Consider the following 20508-nt stretch of genomic DNA (forward strand, 5'->3'; position numbering starts at 1 on the left):
ATTTCAAAGAATTGACCCGGACGGGAGGCGGACTTGGATTCCAATCAGATCTCGCGAAAGCAGACGATAGCGATGGCCATCATCTTCGCGGGAAGCATGCTGCTCGTCGTCCTGCAATTCATTGCTACGACTTACAACTCAATCGAATCCATCCCCTACAGTCAGTTCGAGCAGTTGCTCGCCCAGGATAAGATCGTCGAAGTTTCGGTTGGCTCTGATACGATCCAGGGAAAACTGAAAGAGCCGCTTCCCGGTGGGAAATCGGCATTCGTGACGTCGCGGGTTGATATGGCCCTGGCCGAGCGGTTGGCGGCAAAGGGCGTCGTCGTAACTGGCGTTCCGGGAAGCGGTCTGCTTCAAGGTCTGCTGTCCTGGATATTCCCGGTCGCCGTCTTCCTCGTGATCTGGTATTGGGCCGGTCGCAGCATGAGCGGCCGCCAGGGGTTCGGCGGGTTGATGGCGATCGGGAAGTCCCGTGCCAAAGTCTATGTCGAGAAGGACATCAAGATCACATTCGCCGACGTCGCCGGCGTGGACGAGGCCAAATTCGAGCTTCAGGAAGTCGTTTCGTTTCTGAGGGATCCCGCCAGTTACGGCCGATTGGGAGCGCACGTGCCCAAGGGGATATTGCTGGTCGGACCGCCGGGAACGGGAAAGACCCTGCTGGCGCGCGCCGTGGCCGGAGAGGCCGGTGTTCCCTTCTTCTCGATTTCGGGCTCTGAATTCGTCGAGATGTTCGTCGGGGTGGGCGCGGCCCGCGTCCGAGACCTCTTTGAGCAGGCCCGTAAGGCAGCTCCCTGCATTATTTTCGTAGACGAACTCGATGCGCTCGGACGCAGTCGCGGGCCGGTGTCTTTCGCGAGCCATGACGAGAAGGAGCAGACCCTCAATCAGCTGCTGTCGGAGCTCGACGGCTTCGACCCGAGCGCGGGCGTCATTCTGCTCGCGGCCACCAACCGCCCGGAAATTCTGGATCCTGCGCTGCTGCGAGCGGGAAGGTTCGACCGACAAGTCCTCGTCGACCGGCCGGACAAGATCGGGCGCACGGCCATTCTCAAGGTGCATGTCCGCAAGATTCGCATGGGGGCGGGGGTCGATCTCGACAAGGTCGCCGGCCTTACGACCGGCTTCACAGGCGCTGATATCGCCAATCTCATCAACGAGGCTGCCATCGCCGCAACCCGCCGTGGCGGAGAGGAAGTCTCGTTCGCTGATTTCGTCACTGCGATTGAGCGGATCGTTGCCGGGGTGGAGAAGAAGAGCAGGGTCCTCGGCAAGGATGAGCGGCGCAGGGTGGCCTATCACGAAATGGGGCATGCCCTGGTGGCCGCAAGTCTGCCCGGCGTCGATCCGGTGCAGAAGGTTTCGATCATACCGCGCGGGATCGGCGCGCTCGGGTACACCATCCAGCGCCCGACCGAAGACAGGTTCTTGCTGACGATCGAGGAGCTGAAGAATCGCATTGCCGTGCTGATGGGCGGACGGGCATCGGAGCGCTTGATTTTTGACGGCGCGATCTCGACGGGAGCCGCCGACGATCTTCAGCGCGCGACGGAAGTCGCCGTCGAGATGGTCACCAAATACGGCATGGACGAGGTGGTCGGCCAGCGCACCTATGCGCCCAAGCCTCAAGCATTCCTCGCGGCCCAGGATGCGGTCGTCACCGCCGCGGAAGCCACCGGCCGCGAGATTGACCTCGCGGTCCGGAACCTGATCGAGGAGGGTGACCGCCGTGCCCGGGATATTCTGCAAAGGCGGCGTGCCGACCTTGACGCCGGTGTTGAGCTACTGATTGCAAATGAAACGGTGACCGCAGAGCAGTTTTCTCCGCTGCTCGCCAAGAGTGCGGAAAAGAACCATCAGGTCGCCGCATAAGCCAGTTGCGGCGGAGGTTGATGTCCATCGAGCGCCGTCGGTCACACGACGGGCCAACGGTCTGTCGTCCTCAGACCGAGCGTGGTCCGACCTTGTTTCGCAGGCGATGGCAGAAGTCATCGAGCAAAGTCTGAACATTCTCGAGATGGATCAAGTGGCGTTCCGCGTCTTGCCGTTGCGTCGTCCCTGCGGGGGCGGAGTCGCGGATCGATGCCGCTTGCGCGACCTGCTGCCTGCTGACTGCTACTTTGCTCTCGGCAAACTCGAGATGCTCGGCATCGTTGCTCAGCTTGTCCAGCTCGACGACGAGCAGCGAGATTGTGGTGCTCCGTTGCTGCATCGTCAGCCCGGCGTCTTTCAGAATACCTAGGTAGTGCTCGACATTGGCCCGGGCGACATACCGGTGCATGGCGCGCTCCCCGCTACGCGTTACTGTTCAATATTACCACTCCAAGGCCGGCGCGGCGATATTCGGTTCCGACGTGCGCGGATTTGTGGTGTTAAAATACCACTTCCGAACCGAGTACCTAAGGGATCTTCCCGAGTTGATCTGTCCAGGGGGAGAGAGCACGTGGACGGTAGGGAGATTTCATGTCCAAGACCCTGTTCCGCTGTCCCAACACCGGTATGAATGTGCAGCACCATGTCGGCGAGGCATCCTCTGAAACGAAGGATGGCGCGGTCGTGGTGGTGAGTTGCCCGGCCTGTGCGAGAATTCATCTGGTGAATGTCGCTACGGGCAGATTGGTGAGCGATCCCCGGAGCCAATCGTAGTCGATCCAGATTTGATCCTGATCAAGCGGGGGCAATGCAAGCTGGCTTAGATTATTATTTGCGTAGCTAACCCACGGCTATGTCCCCCCAAGTTGCCGCCGAGGCGTCCCCCCAAGAGTCTCGGCGGCTTTTTCTTTTCTTTTTGGTTGATCGAACCGGGACCAGGATAGCCCGCGAATGCGCACCTATTATTTCGACATGAAGGACGGCGTTCCCACGCGGGACAAGGCAGGCGTGGAATTGGCGAGCGACGGCGCTGCGATTGCGCACAGCAAGCAGCTGGCAGACAAGGTGCGCTTGGAGAAACCCGCGGGCCATCAGGATCTACGGATCGTCGTCATCGACGAAAGCGGTCGCGAAGTTCACCGCGAGCAGGTTTATCAACGCAAGATTTGATCACCGTCTGGGCCTGGCCGCCGGTTGCCTTGCCGATGACCCGCTCCGTTATATCTTCCGGACAGCTCGACCACCGCGACGGTGGGCAGTACGCGCCTCTCGCTTGCAGTCTGCCCTGGACGTCGAATGGATGTGCGGCGCAGCGGTGACTTAACGCTGTCCCGGGACCGAAAATATCTGATTTCCGGGCGGGCGTTGGTCGGTCGGTATGCCAATGGTGATGAAGCCCCGCTCCATCGAGGTGTGGCAAGCGTTGCAGCCGTCGGTCAGGCTGCGCATGGAAGCGGCAAACTTTTTGCTGTCGCCCGCCGTTATGGCGTCCGCGATAGACAGCAGCGGATCTTTCATCGTGGTGACGTTGCTGACCGGAATGCCAGGGTAGAAAATTGCGGCTTGGGCCAGGCTGTCGGTCAATTGTCGTAGCTCGAAATTGGCGAGGTCCCAATTTTTGGCCTTGCCAGCGTACCAGAGTTTCAGGTGCTGAAGTTGTGCGGCAGTCATGGTTTCGACCAGACGAGGCGCATACTTTGCATTGGGAGACGGCGGAAAGTCCGGCTGTGCAACGGCAACAGACGTCGCCGCTGTTGCGGACACCGCCAGGATCGCGCACCAATTTCGTAGCTCCATTTGATCAATCCTCGTTTGACGGATGAAAGCCTATCAGAGGGCCAAAGAGGCCTGTTGCTCTGAATCAAACCAAGCGTCGTGCCGGGCCGGTCGTCCCGATCCTGGCCTTGTGCCAGCTGCTCACTCCTGTGCTCCGCGTCGTCGCTGTCATGGACACAGCACTGCGGCACCAAGCAGCTTGCCGTCGCGTAAACGGGCGAGCGCTTCGTTGGCTTCGGTGAGCGGGAATATCGTCGTGTGGGTGTGGATCTCAGTCTTCGCGGCCGCGGAGAGGAAATCGATGCCGTCTTGGCGCGTGAGATTTGCCACCGATATGACCTGCCGCTCGCCCCAAAGGATGTTGTAGGGAAACGTCGGAATATCGGACATGTGAATGCCGGCGCAAACGACGCGACCGCCCTTCCTCACTGCGCGCAGCGCAAGCGGCACCAACGCGCCGATCGGTGCATATATGATGGCTGCATCCAGTTCGGACGGTGGCTCATCTTCGGACGCGCCGGCCCAAGCCGCGCCAAGCGAAAGCGCGAGGTGCTGTGCGTCTCGGTCACCGCCGCGGGTAAATGCGTAGATCGACCGGCCTTGGGCGCGGGCGACCTGCGCTATGATATGTCCGGCCGCTCCGAAGCCATATATGCCCAACGTTTTCCCTTCGCCGGCCATCACCAGGGATCGCCAGCCGATCAGGCCAGCGCAAAGCAGCGGCGCGATGGCAGCATCATCGCCATGCTCGCCGAGCGGAAAGCAATATCGGGCATCGGCGACCAGGTGGCTCGCAAAGCCGCCATCGCGCGTGTAGCCGGTGAATTTGGGGTGGTCGCAGAGGTTCTCCTTGTCTGCGCGGCAGTAGAAGCACTCACCGCAGGTGTATCCGAGCCAGGGAACGCCGACGCGCATTCCTGGCACGAGATCCATAACGCCTTCCCCCACTGCATCGACACGGCCGACGACCTCGTGGCCCGGAATAATTGGATAGGGAACATCGGGAAGGTCGCCGTCGACGACGTGCAGATCAGTACGGCAAACGCCACAGGCGCCGACCTTGACGCGGACTTCACCCGGACCGGGTGTGGGGTCCGGTCGTTGTTGGAGCGTCAGCGGACCACCGCGCGTGGATAGGACCATTGCATACATGTCGTCATCCTGGCCTCCCTCCGTGACCCGGGCCATCGATTTTCGCGTCGCGCCAAATCAAGTTTCTGCGTTCACGCCCGCCCTCGCCTCGTTCGCCGATTTGCCGGCCGAAGCTGCGGCGCGGGCTGCTGACGCAGGCGTCGATCCGGCGATCTTTGTCGACATTCTGGCCAAGGGGGCGGTGCCGGCGTTGCGCTCCAGCGCATGGCGCACGCCCTGGTGACCGGCGATGTCGGCGCAGTTCCGTTCTCGATCGGTAATGCGCTAAGGGATATCTCCTGCTACCAGACGATGGCAAGCCGGCAGCCCAGGCCAGGGAATGAGTGTTGAGACAGGAAAGACCAAGCGAATGACAAAGACCGATATCCGATTTCCCTTGGACGGCCGAACGCGCAAGATGTTCGTCGATGGCGTCTGGGTCGAGGCCCGCTCGGGCAAAGTCTTTGAGACGCGTAACCCTGCGACCGGCGAAGTGATCGGGCGTGTCCCGCGTGGCGATGCCGGCGACATCGACATCGCCGTCACTGCCGCCCGTCGGGCCTTCGTGGGACCGTGGAGCCGCTTCAAGCCGTTCGAGCGGCAGGCGCTGCTCCTGCGCATCGCCGATCTCTTTGACAAACATTGGGAGGAGATCAGCCAGTCCGACACGGCGGACATGGGCATGCCGATCGTGAGGACGCGGGCGAACAAGCTTCGCGTGCTCGGGATGCTCAGATATTACGCCGGCATGGCGACCGCGATTCACGGGCAGACGATCGACAATTCGCTTCCGGGCGACATCGTCTCGTTCACGCGGAAGGAGCCCGTCGGCGTCGTCGGCGCGATCATTCCCTGGAACGCGCCCACGGCTGCGTCTGTCTGGAAGATTGGACCTGCGCTGGCGACCGGCTGTACGATCCTGCTCAAGCCCTCGGAAGAGGCACCGCTGACGCCGCTCCTGATCGCAGATTTGATGAACGAGGCAGGCGTGCCGCCCGGTGTCGTCAACGTCGTGACCGGGACCGGCTCCGAAGCTGGCGCGCCTTTGGCCGAACATCAGGGCGTCGATAAAATCGTCTTCACCGGCTCCACGGCAACCGGGCAAGCGATCATCCGCGCCTCTGCCGGCAACCTGAAGCGGGTGTCTCTCGAGCTTGGCGGAAAGTCGCCTGTCATCGTCTGCGCCGATGCGGACCTCGACAAGGCCGTGCCGATTGCCGCGATGGCAGCCTTCGCAAATTCAGGCCAGATCTGCATCGCGGGCTCCCGGCTGTTCGTCGAGCGGAAGATCCATGACGAATTGGTCGAACGGCTTGGCAAGTTTGCCTCGGCCCTCAAGATCGGCGACGGAGCCGATCCCACGACGGAGATCGGACCTCTGGTTTCCGAGCGACAGCTCGACAAGGTCGAAGGTTTCCTGAACAGCGGACGCGACGAGGGTGCGAAGCTCGTGACCGGAGGGCGGCGACTGAGAGAGGGGAGTTTCGCGAAAGGCAACTTCGTCGAGCCGACCGTGTTCGCCGGCGTCTCCGACACCATGCAGATCGCGCGCGACGAGATCTTTGGTCCTGTTATCTCCGCGCTGCCGTTCGACACTCTCGATGAGGCCGTGGAGCGGGCCAATGCGACGCCATACGGGCTGGCCGCGGGTGTCTTCACCCGCGATGTGAGCAAGGCCCACATCGTCTCGCGCAGCCTGCGCGCGGGCTCGGTCTGGGTGAACACTTATCACGCCATCGATCCTGCGTTGCCCTTTGGCGGCTACAAGATGAGCGGATATGGCCGCGAGGGCGGCACCGAACAGCTCGACGAGTATTTGAACACGAAGGGGGTCTGGATCAAGCTCGACTGACCCGATCAATCCACAATATTGCATGAGACCGCCCGATGTTCTGGAAATCATCTCTTGTCGTGGGGACCGCCTTCTATATCGCCGCATTTTCTGCAAGCGCGCAGCAGAGTGCGGAGTTCGATGCGTGCGTGGCCGAGGCCGACGGCGTGTCCTCAAAAATGTTGGATTGCGGCGAGGCCGAGATCAATAAGTGGGACGTGAGGCTGAATGCCGCCTATCAGACCCTTCTGCACAGGTCCGTGGACAAGACTCGGGCGCAATTGCAGCAGGAGCAGAGGGCCTGGCTCAAACATCATTTGAGCGAGAGCCACCGTCTGGCTGCTGATCCCGACAACGGGTCCGTCGCATTTCTCGACTCCCAGTCTTTTGAATTGGATGATCTGGTCGCGCGGACGTTGCAGCTTGAAAAGCGCGTCGGCGGGAAGCCTTGATGGCGCAACTCCCGCGTCGTGAGCGTCACGCGTCCTGTGGCGCGGCTGCGACGGCGGCGCGTCGCCGTGCCGGCAGGAGACATCCCGCAATCGCGCCAGCCAGCGAGAGCGTTGCCGCAAGGCGCATCGCCGCGGCAAATCCGCTGTCGAAATGTGCGGCCGAGTAGGCTCCGCCATGGGCCGAGAAGCTGGCCACCAGCGCGGCGATGCCGAACATGCCGCCCAGGAAGCGGCCCATGTTGAAGACGCCGGACGCCTTGCCCATCTCGGCCACCGCGACCGAGCTGAGAATGGCGTTTTGCGCCGCCGGCATCGCCATCGAGACGCCGACGCCGGCCAGCACCAGCGGTGCCACCAGGGCGGAGTAGGCGACCGTGGGACTCGCGATCTCCGCGATCCAGCCGAGGCCAATCGCCTGCATGAGCAATCCCGTCACCACCAGCGGCCGCTCGCCGAACCTGTTGACGACCGCGCCGGCGATCGGTGCCGTGACGAACAACGTCGCCGTCCAGGGCAACAGGCGAAGTCCGGCGCTGAAAGCGTCGAAGCCGAGCGCGGTCTGCAGAAACTGCGGCAACAGAAACAAGACGCCATACATAGCGGCGTAGAACAGCACGCTCGCCGACATGCCGGCGGCGAGGGCGCGCGATGCAAACAGCCGCATCGGTACCATCGGCGCGGCCGCGCGCAATTCCCAGAGCACGAAGGCGGCCGTGAACACCAGGCCCGACAGCAGCGTGCCCACGACCTCGGCGCTCGTCCACCCCACCGCGTTGCCGCGCAACAGGCTCCAGACCAGTGCGAGCGCCGCTAGCGCCACGAGCGATAATCCAGGGATGTCGAGCGCGGCAGGAAGTCCAAAGCTTTCGCGCAACCGTGCCAACACCAGGGCGATCGCGATCAGGCCGATCGGCAGGTTGATCCAGAATACCCAGCGCCAACCGAAATGTTCGGTGATGAAGCCGCCGATGGCCGGGCCGATGATCAGCGCGCATCCGGTGAGGCTGCTGAAAATGCCGAGCGCGCGGGCGCGCTCCTCCCGGCCGAACGTGCCGCTGAGGATCGCCATCGCGAGCGGCATCACCAGCGCGGCGCCGGCGCCTTGCAGCGCGCGGGCAGCGATCAGTGCGGTGGCGTTGCCGGCTAGCGCACAGGCCGCCGATGCGACGACGAACAGGGCGATCCCGGTCGCGAACATGCGACGCCGACCGAAGCGATCGCCGAGCGCGGCGCCGGACAGGAGCAACACGGCGAAGGTCAGGTTGAAGGCGTTGACGGTCCATTGCAGCGTCTCGACCGGGCTGCCGAAATCGGCGCGGATGGCCGCGAACGCCGTCGTAATGATCATGGCGTCCAGCGCCATCATGAAAGATGCCAGCGCGGTGACGCCAAGTACCCAGTTCTTCTCGGCGCGATTGATCGAGGTCTGCATTGGCCACTCTCCATGTGCCGCGCCGCCCTGTCGCGGCGCGCTGTGCTGGCTAGACGGGGCCGACGCGGTAAAGGGTGCGCCCGGAAATAATCTTTTGCGGACCGAATCCTTTGGCAACAGGCAAACGTCCTCGGAGGTGATGCGGCATCGGCTTTCCCGGAAGGTTTTGCTAAACTGGACGATGGCGCGACGAGCAACCAGGTGAATAGCTGAGGAGCGCGTGATGAGAAGAACGTTGATCAGGTACAAGTCCAAGCCGGAGCTGGCCGACAAGAACGCCGAGCTGGTTTCTGCCGTGTTTGCGGAATTGAAGGCAGCGGGGCCCGACGGCGTGCGCTATCTGACGCTGCGGCTGGAGGACGACACCTTCATCCATCTTGTCGAGGCTGCAGCCGAGGACGGCTCGAGCACGATCCCGAAGCTCAAGGCGTTTCAGGTGTTCCAGGACGGCATCCGTGACCGCTGCGTGGAGCCGCCGCTGGTTCGTGATGTGAGGATCGTCGGCAATTATCGTATGCTGGACGAGACCTGACCAGGCGAGGCGGAGGAACAATGGCGCCAGACCCGCTGGCTACCGTCGACATCGAGGCCCTGCTGGCGCGGATGCGGCCGAAGCTGCACCGCTACTGCGCCCGCATGGTCGGTTCGGTCATCGACGGCGAGGACGTGCTGCAGGATGCGCTGATCAAGGCGATGGCGGCGCTGCCATCGGTCTCGCCCGTCGCCAATCCGCAAGGCTGGCTGTTCCGCATTGCGCACAACACCGCGCTGGATTTCCTGCGCCGGCGCAACCGGCAGGAGGCGCTGCATTCGGCCGAGGAGGTGGACATGATCGCCGGCCAGCTCGATGATGTGGAAAGCCGCCAGATCGCTGCGACCAGCCTGCGTACCTTCATGCGACTGCCGGTGGCGCAGCGCTCCAGCGTCATCCTGATGGACGTGCTCGGCTGCTCGCTTGCGGAGGCCTGCGACATCATGGATTTCAGCCTACCGGCGGTGAAGGCGGCGCTGCATCGCGGACGCACGCAGCTGCGCGACTTCGCTGCGGAGCCGGACGATGCGCCGCAGCCGGGCCTGTCGGAAGCCGATCGGACGCGGCTCAACGCCTATGTCGGCCATTTCAACGCCCGTGACTTCGACGCGATCCGCGCGATGATCGCCGACGATGTCAGGCTCGAGCTCGTCAACCGCACCAAGTTGAAGGGCAAGGCCGAGGTGTCGCGCTATTTCGGCAATTATTCGAAGGTCAGCGACTGGCACCTCGTGACGGGACAGGTTGAGGGACGTCCAGCGATCCTGGTGTTCGATCCGAATGAGCCGAACAAGCGGCCGAAATATTTCATGCTGCTGAATTGGTCCGCCGACAAGCTCGCCACCATCAGGGATTTTCGTCACGCGGCGTATGTTATCGATGCGGCCGAGTGGGTGGTGGATCGAGGGTAAGTGGATGAGCGTCTGCCGCTCGCGCCGCGCCCGACACGGCCTGGTCTAGCGAGCGAGAATCCGCCGGCAGGCATCGACGAACACCTGCGCGCCGGTGACGATGTCCGCGTCATCAGTGTTCTCGGTCCAATGATGGCTGATGCCGCCGATCGAGGGGACGAACAGCATGCCCGCCGGCATGACGGTCGCCAGCATCTGCGCATCGTGGCCGGCGCCGCTCGGCATGCGCAGCGATCGTCCCCCGGCAAGCGCCTTGCTCGCGGCCTCGATTGCATCCTGGAAGCCGGCGTTCATCATGGCGGGGGCGCCGGTACGAATCTTCTCCACGATGACGGTGCAGGGTCCCCTGGCGCTGACCTCGTCCGCCATGGTGTCCAGCAGCTGCTCGAGCCGCGCGATGACGGAGGGATCGTCGTCGCGGATCTGGAACAGCATTTCCGCGCCGCCGGGAATGATGCTCGGTGCGCCCGGATCGAGCGTGATGCGGCCCGTGGTCCACACCGTGCGCGGCCCGCATGCGGCCGGGAATTGCTCGTCGATCGCCACGCAGAACTTCGCCAGCGCCAGGCCTGCATCTTTGCGCACGGCCATGCGCGTGGTGCCGGCATGATTCTGCTCACCGGTGAAGGTGATGCGGTACTGCCAGATGCCGACGATGGAGGTCACGACGCCGATAGCAAGCTTGCCGCTTTCGAGCGTGTCGCCCTGTTCGATATGCGCCTCGAGATAGCCGATATGCCGTCCCGGCTCGGACGCGATGCGCGGACGCCCGGCAAGCCCCATGTCAGCAAGGGCATCGCGCATGGCGCGGCCGTTGGTGCGATCGCGCGCGGTATCGATTTCGGCCTCGCCGACCTGTCCGACATAGGAGCGTGAGCCGAGGAAGCTCCCGAAATGACCTTCCTCGTCAACCCACGCGGCCACCTCGACCGCGCCTTTCACGGAAGGATCGGCATTGAGCACGCGTGCGGCTTCGAGCGCATAGACGACGCCGAGCGGGCCATCGAGCCAGCCGGCATAGTTCTGGCTTTCCAGGTGCGATCCGGCGAGCAGCTTCGGCCCGGGCTTCGCGCTCTTGCCGACGATGTTGCCAATGCCGTCGATCGCGCCGGTAAGGCCGGCATCGGGGAGCTTCCGCACAAGCCAGTCGAGCGACTGTCTGTGCGGCTCGGAGAAAGTCGGCTTGTGCACGCCGGTCTTGTAGGCGCCGAGCGCGCGGAGCGCATGGAGATCGGCGAGGACGCGCTCGCCATTGGCGTGCGGTTTTGTGTCAGGCATGTTCGGCAACCTTCAGCGCCTCGGTGCGGATTTCCTCGACCAGCCGTTCCTTCAGCTGGACGAATTCCGGCGTGGTCTTGATCTTGTAGGAGCGCGGATGCGGCAGGTCCACGGCGATCTCGGCCTTGATGCGGCCGGGGCGGGCGCTCATGACGACGACGCGGCTGCCGAGGAAGATCGCTTCCTCGATGTCGTGGGTGACGAACAGCACCGTCTTCTGGTCGCGCTCCCAGATGCCGAGCAGCATCTCCTGCATCAGGGCGCGGGTTTGGTTATCGAGCGCGCCGAAGGGTTCGTCGAGCAGCAGGATTTTTGGATCATTGGCAAGCGCGCGCGCGATCGCCGTGCGCTGCTGCATGCCGCCGGAGAGCTGCTTCGGCCAGTGGTTCTCGAAGCCGGCAAGCCCAACCTGACGGATGAAGGCGTCGGCGACCTTGTTGCGCTCGGTTTCCGGCACGCCGCGTTCGCGCAGGCCGAAGGCGATGTTTTCACGCACGGTGAGCCAGGGAAACAGAGTGTAGGACTGGAACACCATGCCGCGATCGGCGCCCGGTCCGGTGACCTCGCGACCGTCGAGCGTGACGCGTCCGCTGGTCGGACGGTCGAGGCCGGCAACGATGCGCAGCAGAGTGGACTTGCCGCAGCCGGAGGGGCCGAGGATGGTGACGAAGTCGTTGTTGCCGATGGTGAGGTTAGTCGGCTCCAGTGCGCGGGTGGGCGCATTGCCGTGGCGCGCAGGGAAGGTACGCGAGACTTGCTCGACCTTGAGCACCGTCATGCCAGCCTCCACGGAAACAGCCAGGCGTTGAATGCCTTGAACATGAAGTCCGAGAGCAGGCCGATCAGGCCGATCACGATGATGCCGAAGATGATCTGGCCGGTGTTGAGCAGTGCCTGGCTGTCGGTGATCATGTGGCCGATCCCCGAGGACGAGCCGATCAGCTCGGCGACGATGACGTAGGTCCAGGCCCAGCCCAGCACCAGGCGCAGGATTTCCGCGATCTCGGGCGCAGAGGAGGGCAGCAGCACGCGGCGGATGATGCCGCGGTCGCTTGCGCCAAGCGTATAGGCCGCCTCGACCAGATCACGCCGCGTCGCACCGACGGTCACCGCAACCATCAGGATGACCTGGAACACCGAGCCGATGAAGATCACGAGCAGCTTCTGCAATTCGCCGATGCCGGCCCACAGGATCAGCAGCGGAATAAAGGCGGAGGCGGGCAGATAGCGCGCAAAGGAGACGAACGGTTCGAGAAAGGCCTCGATCGGCTTATAGGCGCCCATCAGCACGCCGAGCGGCACGGCGATGATGGCGGCGAGCGCAAAGCCGCCGACGACGCGCCAGATCGTCATGCCGATGTCGAACACAAAGCCCTGCTTGACCAGCAGATCGTAGCCTTCCTGCACCATGGTCAGCGGATTGGCGAGAAAGGTTTTCGACACATGGCCGCCGAAGGTCGCCCAGGACCAGAGGGCGACGAACAGCACAAAGAAGGCAAGGCCATAGGCCACGCGCTGCTTCGATGTCACGGAATCCAGGGGACGCATCGATCGTTGATCCGAATGGCCGAGCCGGTCCCACGTCTCCGCGGGACCGGCGATCGCGAGAATCTTACTTGATGAAACTGGCGTCGAAGAGGTCCTCGACCTTCGGCGTCGATTTGATGATGCCCATTTCGAGCAGCAGCTCGGCCGCATCCTTGTTGAAGGCGAGGAAGTCGCCGGTGAAGAATTTCTGGTTCGCGGCCTTGTCCTGCCAGCGCAGATACTTCGCCGAATTGCCGAACTGCTCGCCGGTCTGCTTCACGTCGGCGCCCATGATCTCGTAGGACTTGGCCTGGTCCTTGGCGATCATGTCGAGCGATTCGAAATAGCTGTCGGCCAGCGCCTGCGCCGCCTTCGGGTTCTCGCTCAGGAACTTCGGCGTGCAGCCGAACGTGTCCATCACGATCGGATAGTCCAACGTGGTCGCGATGATCTTGCCCTTGTCGGGCGCAGCGCGCACGGTCGACAGGTAAGGCTCATAGGTCATCGCGGCATCGTTCTGGCCGGAGACGAAGGCCTGCGCGGCGGCGGCCGGCTCGAGGTTGACGACGGTGACGTCCTTCACCGTGAGGCCGTTCTTCTTCAGCATCCAGGCCAGCGCGAAATAGGGCGAGGTGCCGGGCGCGGAGGCGGCCACCGTCTTGCCCTTCAGATCCTTGATCGACGTGACGTCGTTGCGCACGGCCATGCCGTCGGCGCCGTAGCTCTTGTCGAGCTGGAAGATCTGCTTGGTAGCGACACCGTTGGCATTCCAGGAGATCCAGGTCTCGACCGTGGTCGCCGCGCACTGCACGTCGCCGGAGGCGATGGCGAGGTGGCGGTCCTTCTGCGGGATCTTTTTGATCGTGACGTCGAGGCCGTGCTTCCTGAAGATGCCGGCTTCCTTTGCCAGCGTCAGCGGTGCAAAGCCGGTCCATCCGGAGATGCCGATGCCGACCTTGACGTCGTCGGCGAGCGCGGGAGTGGCGGCCGCGAGCGCAATGATTGTCGCAAAAACTGTCGAACTACGCATGATTGTCGTCCTCTTGCCCAGATGGTTTGACGTCCTGTCGATCTCTGCGGAAACGTTGCACGATTTGTGCCGACATTGTTCGCTCAACCTCCCTTGAATCGCGCGACAAGGCGGTGAGAGTCGCCGGGATAGAGCAGGCGCACCGCGGTGATTGTGCGCGCGCTACGCCAGGTATAGCGGTCGATCACGAGACAGGGCGCGCCGACGGCGATGTCGAGCGCCTCAGCCGTGCGATCATCAGCAACGATGGCGCTGATCGTATGCTCGGCTTCCGTCCATGGAACGTGATGAAGCAGCCATGAGCCGGGCGGCTCGCGCGAGAAATCTGCGGTCGCCGCGGATGGCACGGATGACAGATCGATCAGCCGATCCTCGACGGCGAACGGCACGTTGTCGGCGCTGTGGCGGCAAGAGATTGCGACCACCTTGCCGGCTTTCTTGACGCCGAGACGCTCGCGGTCTGCAGCGGTTGCCGCGCGCAGTTTGCGGCTGATCAGCTCGTAACCATAATTGCGGCCGAGCGCGGTAATCTCAGCGCGCATGTCGGCGATCTTGAGCACTGCTGATTGATGCTGCGGCCGGCGCACGAACGAGCCGGCGCGGCGCCGCCGCTCGATCAGATCGGCCTGGGCGAGTTCCGACAGCGCCTTGTTCACCGTCATGCGCGAGCAGCCGTAGCGCGCGACCAGCTCGTGCTCGAACGGAATGCGATGGCCGGGCGGCCATTCGCCGGTCAGGATGCGTTTTTCGATGTCCGCGCGAATGCGCTTGTAGAGCGTCGGCTTGTCGGCGCTATCTGTGGCAAGGCTCATGCGACGAGCCTTCGCATCGCGGCGTTGAAGCGCTGACGCGCGGATTGGCGCGATTTGTGCCGGCCACCTTCAACAACCTTGTTGCCGCCGGCCCAGACGCAATCGATCGCGCCGCTTCCTGCCGCGAAGATCCAGCCGTCGATGACGGCGTCGCGCGTGCGTCCCGCCAGCGAGGGATGCGTGGCGTCGAGGGTGACGATGTCGGCGCGCGCGCCAGGGATGAGGCCGACTGTCGCTTGCGCCAGCGCCCGGGTGCCGCCTGCAAGGGCCGCGTCGAACAGCGCCCGACCGGTCGAACGGCCGGCTCCGCCCGAGAGCACGTTGCGCGCGCGATGCTTGAGCCGCTGGCCATATTCGAGTTGACGCAGCTCGTCCGCAGCGCCGACCAGCACGTTGGAATCGGTCCCGACGCCGAACGAACCGCCGGCGTCGAGAAATTCTCGTGCCGGAAAGATGCCATCGCCGAGGCTCGCTTCGGTCACAGGGCAGAGTCCCGCGACCGCGCCGGTGCTGGCGAATGCGCTGACTTCCCGGTCCGTCATGTGCGTCGCGTGAATGAGGCACCAGCGCTCGTCGACTGGCGCGTGCTCCAGCAGCCATTGGACTGGACGCTGGCCCGACCAGGCCAGGCAATCCTCGACCTCTTTCACCTGCTCCGCGGCGTGAATATGCACGGGGCCGCCATTGGCGAGCGGAATGATCGCCGCGAGCTCGTCCGGCGCCACCGCGCGCAGGCTGTGCGGGGCGATGCCGATATTCGCGCCTGGCAGGTTTGCGATCGCCCTGCGCGAGGCCGCCATCAACTTGGCGAACTGATCGACAGAGCAGAGGAAGCGACGCTGGCCCCCATGCGGCGCAGCACCGCCAAAGGAGCCATGCGCATAAAAACTCGGCAGCAGCGTCAGGCCGATGCCGGAGGCGTCGGCAGCTTGGGCGATGCGCACCGCCATTTCGGCGGGGTCAGCGTAGTGCGAGCCGTCGCGATCATGATGCAGATAATGGAATTCGCCGACGCGGGTAAAACCCTGCTCCAGCATCTCGACATAGAGCAGTGTCGCGACGGCGGCGACGTCGTCAGGCGTCATCGCCAGCGCGAAACGGTACATCGTCTCGCGCCAGGTCCAGAACGTGTCGGCGCTGTCGCCGCGCTGCTCCGCAAGTCCCGCCATTCCGCGCTGAAACGCGTGGCTGTGCAGGCTCGCCAGTCCCGGAAGCGCGATGGCGTGGCGTTCATGGTCCGCCGCGGGCGCGACATCGGGCGTCACCTCTGCGATCGCGCCGGCGGTGATCACCACCTGCACGTCATTGGCCCAGCTCGAAGGCAGGAGCGCGGAGGCGAAATGCAGACGGGTCATGATTGATTACACGCCGGCTGGACAGAACCGCGTTACGATTATATGTCTAGACATATAAGTCAAGCATCCCAGGGCGCAGGGACTTCGCGGGAGGCAGTGGCATGGCAGAGCGCTTCGACCGGATCTGGCATAACGCCCGGCTCGCCACCATGCGGGCCGACCGTCCCGATCTCGGCGAGATCGACCGCGGCGTGATTGCCACGCGCGGCGGCCACATCGCTTATGCTGGCGCTGCGGCGGATTTTCCCGGCGATGCCGACGCCATCCAGTGGATCGATTGCGAGGGGCGCTGGATCACGCCGGGGCTCGTCGATTGCCACACTCACCTCGTCTATGGCGGCAACCGCGCGCATGAGTTCGAGCTGCGCCTGAAGGGCGCAAGCTACGAGGAGATTGCGCGCGCCGGCGGCGGGATCGTTTCCACTGTGGCCGCAACGCGCAAGGCGAGTGAGGCCGAACTGATCGCAAGTGCCTTGCCGCGGCTGGATGCGTTGATCGGCGAGGGCGCAACCACGGTCGAGATCAAGTCCGGCTACGGTCTCGATACCGAGACCGAGATGCGGCAGCTTTCTGCTGCGCGTAGCCTTGGCCGTCAGCGGAAGGTTGCGATCCGCACCTCCTTCCTCGGCGCGCATGCATTGCCGGTGGAAGCCGGTGGTGACAAGGATCGTTATATCGGCCTCGTCTGTGAGGAGATGCTGCCGGCTATCGCAAAGGCCGGGTTGGCCGATGCGGTCGACGCCTTCATGGAGGGCATCGCGTTTTCGGCCGAGCAGACGGCACGGGTGTTCGAGGCGGCGAGAGGGCTGGGTCTGCCGGTGAAGTTGCACGCCGATCAACTCTCGAATCTCGGCGGCGCCGCGCTCGCCGCGAAATTCTCCGCGCTGTCGGCCGACCATCTCGAGCACACGGATGAGACCGGGGCCGCCGCAATGGCAAAAGCCGGAACGGTGGCGGTGTTGCTGCCTGGCGCGTTCTACTTCATTCGTGAAACGCAAAAGCCGCCGGTCGAGACCTTCCGCAGGCACGGCGTTGCCATGGCGCTTGCGACCGACTGCAATCCCGGCAGCTCGCCTTTGACCTCGCTGCTGCTCGCCATGAACATGGGCGCGACGCTGTTCCGGATGAACGTCGCCGAATGCCTCACCGGGACCACGCGCGAAGGCGCGCGGGCGCTTGGCGTCCTTGGTGAGACCGGCACGCTCGAAGCCGGAAAATGGTGTGACCTCGCGATCTGGGACATCGAGCGGCCCGCCGAGCTGGTCTACCGCATCGGCTTCAATCCGCTGCATCGACGGGTGTGGAGGGGCCAGTGACCGGGCAGGGCACAGCGATCGTCGTCAGGCCGGGATCGGTGAGCTTTGACGATCTCGCGCGCGTGCTTGCGGGTGCTGCTGCGGTGCTCGATCCATCGTTCTGGTCGCGCGTCGAGGCGGCCGCGGAGATCGTTGCAAAGGCGGCGCTCGGCGCCGCGCCCGTTTACGGGATCAACACCGGCTTCGGGAAGCTGGCCTCGAAACGCATTCCGCCTGACCAGACCGCATTGCTCCAACGCAACCTCATCGTCTCGCATTGCTGCGGCGTCGGGCCGGCCGCGCCCGAGCCGATCGTGCGGCTGATGATGGCCCTCAAGATCATCTCGCTCGGGCGCGGCGCGTCCGGCGTGCGCCGCGAGGTGATCGAGCAATTACAGGCCATGCTGGCCCACGGCATCTATCCGCTGGTGCCGCAGCAGGGCTCGGTCGGTGCCTCGGGCGACCTCGCGCCACTCGCGCATATGACCGCCGTGATGATCGGCGAGGGGCAGGCTATCGTCGACGGGAAGATCGTCTCCGGCAGCGAGGCGCTTGCTGCGGCCGACCTTGCGCCGCTGACCCTCGGTCCCAAGGAGGGGCTCGCGCTGATCAACGGCACGCAGTTCTCGACGGCCTATGCCATCTCAGGCGTACTGCGCGCATTTCGACTCGCGCGCGCGGCATTGGTCTCCGGTGCGCTGTCGGTCGATGCCGCCATGGCTTCGACCGCGCCGTTCCGGCCCGAGATCCAGGCGCTGCGCGGTCTTCGCGGCCAGATCGCCGCGGCCGCAACGCTGACGGCACTGCTCGACGGCAGCGATATCCGCCTGTCGCATCTCGAAGGCGACGAGCGCGTGCAGGATCCCTATTGCCTGCGCTGCCAGCCACAGGTCGCGGGCGCCGCGCTCGATCTCATCACCCAGGCCGCGCGCACGCTGATCGTCGAGGCCAATGCCGTCACCGACAATCCGCTGGTCCTGGTCGAGACCGGCGAGATCGTCTCCGGCGGCAATTTCCACGCCGAGCCGGTGGCCTTTGCCGCCGATACGATCGCGCTCGCCTTGTCGGAGATCGGCGCCATCAGCGAGCGGCGCATCGCGACGCTGGTCGATCCCGCGCTCAACTTTGGCCTGCCGCCGTTCCTCACGCCGGATCCCGGCATCAATTCCGGCTTCATGATCGCCGAGGTGACGGCGGCCGCGCTCTACGCCGAGAACAAGCAGCGCGCCGCGGCCTGCTCGATCGACTCGACGCCGACCAGCGCCAACCAGGAGGACCATGTCTCGATGGCCGCGCATGCCGCGCGGCGCCTGTCCGACATGGCCGACAATCTCGCGTCCATCCTGGGTATCGAGCTTCTGGTCGCGGCCCAAGGCATCACGCTGCGCGCGCCGCACGCGACCAGCGCGCCGCTCGTGGCGGTCATCGACAAGCTTCGCGAGCACGTGCCTGCACTCGGTGCCGACCGCTACATGGCCGGCGATCTCGCCAAGGCCGCCGCGCTGATCGAAGCCGACGCTCTGCCGGCCGTCGCGCTCACTGCGCTCGCATCTGATCCGTTTCCAAGGCTTGACTAAGGGGTTTTGCTCATGAACCGCCGATTGGACAATGACCGCACCATCCGCGCGCCTCGTGGCAGCGAAATCAGCGCCAAGAGCTGGCTGACGGAAGCACCGCTGCGCATGCTCATGAACAATCTCGACCCCGATGTCGCCGAGCGGCCGAGCGAGCTCGTCGTCTATGGCGGCATCGGCCGCGCCGCGCGCGATTGGGAGAGCTTCGACCGGATCACGAATGCGTTGCGCAAGCTCGAGAGCGACCAGACCCTGCTGGTGCAATCCGGCAAGCCGGTCGGCATCTTCCGCACCCATGCCGATGCACCGCGCGTGCTGATCGCGAACTCCAACATCGTGCCGCATTGGGCGACGCTCGATCATTTCAACGAGCTCGATCGCCAGGGCCTGATGATGTACGGCCAGATGACCGCGGGCTCCTGGATCTATATCGGGAGCCAGGGCATCGTGCAGGGCACCTACGAGACCTTCGTCGAGGTCGGCCGTCGCCACTATGGCGGCAGCCTGGCCGGCAAATGGATTCTCACCGCCGGCCTCGGCGGCATGGGTGGCGCGCAGCCGCTGGCGGCGACCATGGCCGGCGCCTCGATGCTCGCTGTCGAATGCCAGCCGAGCCGCATCGAGATGCGGCTGCGCACCGGCTATCTCGACCGCCAGGCGGCAACGCTCGACGAAGCGCTGGCGATCATGGCGGACGCGGCCAAGTCGAAGAGGGCCGTCTCGGTCGGCCTGCTCGGCAATGCCTCCGAGATTTTTCCGGAGCTGGTGCGCCGCGGCGTCAAACCCGACATCGTCACCGACCAGACCAGCGCGCATGATCCGATCAACGGCTATTTGCCGAAGGGCTGGACTCTCGCTGATTGGGAGGCCAAGCGCGCCTCCGATCCGAAGGCCGTTGAGCGCGCCTCCAAGACATCGATGGTCGAGCACGTCCAGGCCATGCTGGATTTCCATGCGCAGGGAATCCCGACGCTCGATTACGGCAACAACATCCGCCAGATGGCGCAGGACATGGGTCTGACAAACGCCTTCGATTTTCCCGGCTTCGTGCCGGCCTATATCCGCCCGCTGTTCTGCCGCGGCGTCGGGCCGTTCCGCTGGGCTGCGCTGTCGGGCGACCCTGAAGACATCTTCAAGACCGACGCCAGGGTCAAGGAGCTGATGCCCGACGACAAGCATCTGCACAACTGGCTCGATATGGCCAGGGAGCGCATCAAGTTCCAGGGCCTGCCGGCGCGGATCTGCTGGGTTGGCCTCGGCGATCGCCATCGCCTCGGCCTTGCCTTCAACGAGATGGTGGCGCGCGGCGAGCTGAAGGCGCCCATCGTGATCGGTCGCGATCATCTCGACTCTGGCTCGGTGGCGAGCCCCAACCGCGAGACCGAGGCGATGAAGGACGGATCGGACGCGGTGTCCGACTGGCCGCTGCTGAACGCGCTGCTCAATTGCGCCAGCGGGGCGACCTGGGTGTCGCTGCATCATGGCGGCGGTGTCGGCATCGGCTATTCCCAGCACGCCGGCATGGTGATCGTTGCCGACGGCACGCCGGAAGCGGCGAGGCGCATCGAGCGTGTGCTGTGGAACGATCCCGCCTCTGGCGTCATGCGCCATGCGGATGCGGGCTACGACATCGCGATCGACTGCGCCCGCGACAAGGGGCTCGATTTGCCGAGCCTTTCGAAGTAGCCAGGCAACCA

Annotated in this window: 21 protein-coding genes; 11 read left to right on the plus strand and 10 right to left on the minus strand. The window is 64.3% G+C overall.

Translation table 11 applies throughout. The features are described 5' to 3' along the window. Positions 1–72 precede the first annotated feature (72 nt). A complete protein-coding gene (gene ftsH / locus XH91_RS10220) occupies positions 73–1875 on the plus strand; it encodes an ATP-dependent zinc metalloprotease FtsH (RefSeq protein ID WP_430648553.1) in 1803 nt (600 codons plus the stop codon). A 70-nt stretch (positions 1876–1945) separates the two neighbouring features. On the opposite strand, the gene XH91_RS10225 is transcribed toward ftsH, so the two are convergent. Beyond that, entirely contained in the window at positions 1946–2284 is a 339-nt protein-coding gene (locus XH91_RS10225; RefSeq protein WP_128950485.1) for a hypothetical protein, read from the minus strand. 182 nt (positions 2285–2466) lie between these two features. On the opposite strand from XH91_RS10225, the gene XH91_RS10230 reads away from it, so the two are divergent. After that, positions 2467–2649: a hypothetical protein gene (locus tag XH91_RS10230; protein WP_128950486.1), complete on the plus strand. Its 183-nt coding sequence runs from the start codon at positions 2467–2469 to the stop codon at positions 2647–2649. 177 nt (positions 2650–2826) lie between these two features. Beyond that, the gene (locus XH91_RS10235; protein ID WP_128950487.1) at positions 2827–3045 is read left to right on the plus strand and encodes a DUF6894 family protein; all 219 of its coding nucleotides are present in this window, start codon (positions 2827–2829) and stop codon (positions 3043–3045) included. 150 nt (positions 3046–3195) lie between these two features. Here XH91_RS10235 and XH91_RS10240 read toward each other — a convergent pair whose 3' ends face one another. Both XH91_RS10240 and XH91_RS10245 read right to left on the minus strand, forming a co-directional pair. Beyond that, a complete protein-coding gene (locus XH91_RS10240) occupies positions 3196–3672 on the minus strand; it encodes a hypothetical protein (RefSeq protein WP_128950488.1) in 477 nt (158 codons plus the stop codon). A 147-nt stretch (positions 3673–3819) separates the two neighbouring features. After that, positions 3820–4803 carry a zinc-dependent alcohol dehydrogenase family protein gene (locus XH91_RS10245; protein ID WP_128950489.1) on the minus strand — a complete coding sequence of 328 codons (984 nt, stop codon included), beginning with the start codon at positions 4801–4803 and terminating at the stop codon, positions 3820–3822. Between the two features lie 22 nt (positions 4804–4825). Between XH91_RS10245 and XH91_RS39230 the strand changes: the two genes are divergently transcribed. From XH91_RS39230 to XH91_RS10260, 3 genes are all read left to right on the plus strand, one after another. Beyond that, complete coding sequence (locus XH91_RS39230; RefSeq protein WP_206733548.1) at positions 4826–5026, plus strand: hypothetical protein; 201 nt, start codon at positions 4826–4828, stop codon at positions 5024–5026. Between the two features lie 126 nt (positions 5027–5152). Beyond that, positions 5153–6634, plus strand: coding sequence for an aldehyde dehydrogenase family protein (locus tag XH91_RS10255; RefSeq protein WP_128950490.1), 1482 nt, complete (start codon positions 5153–5155; stop codon positions 6632–6634). 35 nt (positions 6635–6669) lie between these two features. Next, entirely contained in the window at positions 6670–7065 is a 396-nt protein-coding gene (locus XH91_RS10260; RefSeq protein WP_128950491.1) for a lysozyme inhibitor LprI family protein, read from the plus strand. A gap of 25 nt (positions 7066–7090) precedes the next feature. On the opposite strand, the gene XH91_RS10265 is transcribed toward XH91_RS10260, so the two are convergent. After that, positions 7091–8497: a DHA2 family efflux MFS transporter permease subunit gene (locus tag XH91_RS10265; RefSeq protein ID WP_128950492.1), complete on the minus strand. Its 1407-nt coding sequence runs from the start codon at positions 8495–8497 to the stop codon at positions 7091–7093. A gap of 223 nt (positions 8498–8720) precedes the next feature. Here XH91_RS10265 and XH91_RS10270 point away from each other — a divergent pair, with 223 nt between their 5' ends. After that, the gene (locus XH91_RS10270; RefSeq protein WP_128950493.1) at positions 8721–9029 is read left to right on the plus strand and encodes a hypothetical protein; all 309 of its coding nucleotides are present in this window, start codon (positions 8721–8723) and stop codon (positions 9027–9029) included. A gap of 20 nt (positions 9030–9049) precedes the next feature. Beyond that, complete coding sequence (locus XH91_RS10275) at positions 9050–9940, plus strand: sigma-70 family RNA polymerase sigma factor (RefSeq protein ID WP_128950494.1); 891 nt, start codon at positions 9050–9052, stop codon at positions 9938–9940. A 45-nt stretch (positions 9941–9985) separates the two neighbouring features. On the opposite strand, the gene XH91_RS10280 is transcribed toward XH91_RS10275, so the two are convergent. The 6 genes from XH91_RS10280 to XH91_RS10305 all read right to left on the minus strand — a co-directional run bounded on the left by XH91_RS10280 (position 9986) and on the right by XH91_RS10305 (position 15942). Continuing rightward, entirely contained in the window at positions 9986–11218 is a 1233-nt protein-coding gene (locus XH91_RS10280; RefSeq protein WP_128950495.1) for a Zn-dependent hydrolase, read from the minus strand. Further along, complete coding sequence (locus XH91_RS10285; RefSeq protein ID WP_164934161.1) at positions 11211–11996, minus strand: ABC transporter ATP-binding protein; 786 nt, start codon at positions 11994–11996, stop codon at positions 11211–11213. Before XH91_RS10285 ends, XH91_RS10280 begins: the two co-directional genes overlap by 8 nt. Further along, entirely contained in the window at positions 11993–12766 is a 774-nt protein-coding gene (locus tag XH91_RS10290; protein WP_128950497.1) for an ABC transporter permease, read from the minus strand. The genes XH91_RS10285 and XH91_RS10290 overlap by 4 nt, the downstream gene beginning before the upstream one ends. A gap of 64 nt (positions 12767–12830) precedes the next feature. After that, on the minus strand, positions 12831–13775 hold the full coding sequence (locus XH91_RS10295; RefSeq protein ID WP_128950498.1) for an ABC transporter substrate-binding protein: 945 nt from the start codon (positions 13773–13775) through the stop codon (positions 12831–12833). A gap of 83 nt (positions 13776–13858) precedes the next feature. Then, positions 13859–14587, minus strand: a complete 729-nt coding sequence (gene hutC, locus XH91_RS10300) for a histidine utilization transcriptional repressor HutC (RefSeq protein ID WP_128950499.1) — start codon at positions 14585–14587, stop codon at positions 13859–13861. Next, positions 14584–15942 (minus strand): formimidoylglutamate deiminase, encoded by a 1359-nt coding sequence (locus tag XH91_RS10305; protein WP_128950500.1) that lies wholly within the window; start codon positions 15940–15942, stop codon positions 14584–14586. Before XH91_RS10305 ends, hutC begins: the two co-directional genes overlap by 4 nt. A 101-nt stretch (positions 15943–16043) precedes the next feature. On the opposite strand from XH91_RS10305, the gene hutI reads away from it, so the two are divergent. The 3 genes from hutI to hutU are packed head-to-tail and all read left to right on the plus strand — an operon-like array spanning position 16044 to position 20497. Further along, positions 16044–17258 (plus strand): imidazolonepropionase, encoded by a 1215-nt coding sequence (hutI, locus tag XH91_RS10310; protein ID WP_128950501.1) that lies wholly within the window; start codon positions 16044–16046, stop codon positions 17256–17258. Beyond that, on the plus strand, positions 17255–18814 hold the full coding sequence (hutH, locus tag XH91_RS10315; RefSeq protein WP_128950502.1) for a histidine ammonia-lyase: 1560 nt from the start codon (positions 17255–17257) through the stop codon (positions 18812–18814). Before hutI ends, hutH begins: the two co-directional genes overlap by 4 nt. Positions 18815–18826: 12 nt before the next feature. Beyond that, the gene (hutU, locus tag XH91_RS10320; RefSeq protein ID WP_128950503.1) at positions 18827–20497 is read left to right on the plus strand and encodes a urocanate hydratase; all 1671 of its coding nucleotides are present in this window, start codon (positions 18827–18829) and stop codon (positions 20495–20497) included. The last annotated feature ends 11 nt before the right edge of the window (positions 20498–20508 follow it).

The organism is Bradyrhizobium guangzhouense, from assembly GCF_004114955.1.
Taxonomy (GTDB): Bacteria; Pseudomonadota; Alphaproteobacteria; order Rhizobiales; family Xanthobacteraceae; genus Bradyrhizobium; species Bradyrhizobium guangzhouense.

Coding starts and splice junctions, on each gene's coding strand:
- XH91_RS10260 (WP_128950491.1), top strand. CDS start 6,670: ATGTTCTGGAAATCATCTCTTGTCGTGGGGACCGCCTTCTATATCGCC.
- XH91_RS10230 (WP_128950486.1), top strand. CDS start 2,467: ATGTCCAAGACCCTGTTCCGCTGTCCCAACACCGGTATGAATGTGCAG.
- hutI (WP_128950501.1), top strand. CDS start 16,044: ATGGCAGAGCGCTTCGACCGGATCTGGCATAACGCCCGGCTCGCCACC.
- XH91_RS10275 (WP_128950494.1), top strand. CDS start 9,050: ATGGCGCCAGACCCGCTGGCTACCGTCGACATCGAGGCCCTGCTGGCG.
- XH91_RS10255 (WP_128950490.1), top strand. CDS start 5,153: ATGACAAAGACCGATATCCGATTTCCCTTGGACGGCCGAACGCGCAAG.
- XH91_RS10245 (WP_128950489.1), bottom strand. CDS start 4,803: ATGTATGCAATGGTCCTATCCACGCGCGGTGGTCCGCTGACGCTCCAA.
- XH91_RS10270 (WP_128950493.1), top strand. CDS start 8,721: ATGAGAAGAACGTTGATCAGGTACAAGTCCAAGCCGGAGCTGGCCGAC.
- XH91_RS10280 (WP_128950495.1), bottom strand. CDS start 11,218: ATGCCTGACACAAAACCGCACGCCAATGGCGAGCGCGTCCTCGCCGAT.
- XH91_RS10285 (WP_164934161.1), bottom strand. CDS start 11,996: ATGACGGTGCTCAAGGTCGAGCAAGTCTCGCGTACCTTCCCTGCGCGC.
- hutC (WP_128950499.1), bottom strand. CDS start 14,587: ATGAGCCTTGCCACAGATAGCGCCGACAAGCCGACGCTCTACAAGCGC.
- XH91_RS10235 (WP_128950487.1), top strand. CDS start 2,827: ATGCGCACCTATTATTTCGACATGAAGGACGGCGTTCCCACGCGGGAC.
- XH91_RS10290 (WP_128950497.1), bottom strand. CDS start 12,766: ATGCGTCCCCTGGATTCCGTGACATCGAAGCAGCGCGTGGCCTATGGC.
- hutU (WP_128950503.1), top strand. CDS start 18,827: ATGAACCGCCGATTGGACAATGACCGCACCATCCGCGCGCCTCGTGGC.
- XH91_RS10240 (WP_128950488.1), bottom strand. CDS start 3,672: ATGGAGCTACGAAATTGGTGCGCGATCCTGGCGGTGTCCGCAACAGCG.
- ftsH (WP_430648553.1), top strand. CDS start 73: ATGGCCATCATCTTCGCGGGAAGCATGCTGCTCGTCGTCCTGCAATTC.
- XH91_RS10305 (WP_128950500.1), bottom strand. CDS start 15,942: ATGACCCGTCTGCATTTCGCCTCCGCGCTCCTGCCTTCGAGCTGGGCC.
- XH91_RS10225 (WP_128950485.1), bottom strand. CDS start 2,284: ATGCACCGGTATGTCGCCCGGGCCAATGTCGAGCACTACCTAGGTATT.
- XH91_RS10265 (WP_128950492.1), bottom strand. CDS start 8,497: ATGCAGACCTCGATCAATCGCGCCGAGAAGAACTGGGTACTTGGCGTC.
- XH91_RS10295 (WP_128950498.1), bottom strand. CDS start 13,775: ATGCGTAGTTCGACAGTTTTTGCGACAATCATTGCGCTCGCGGCCGCC.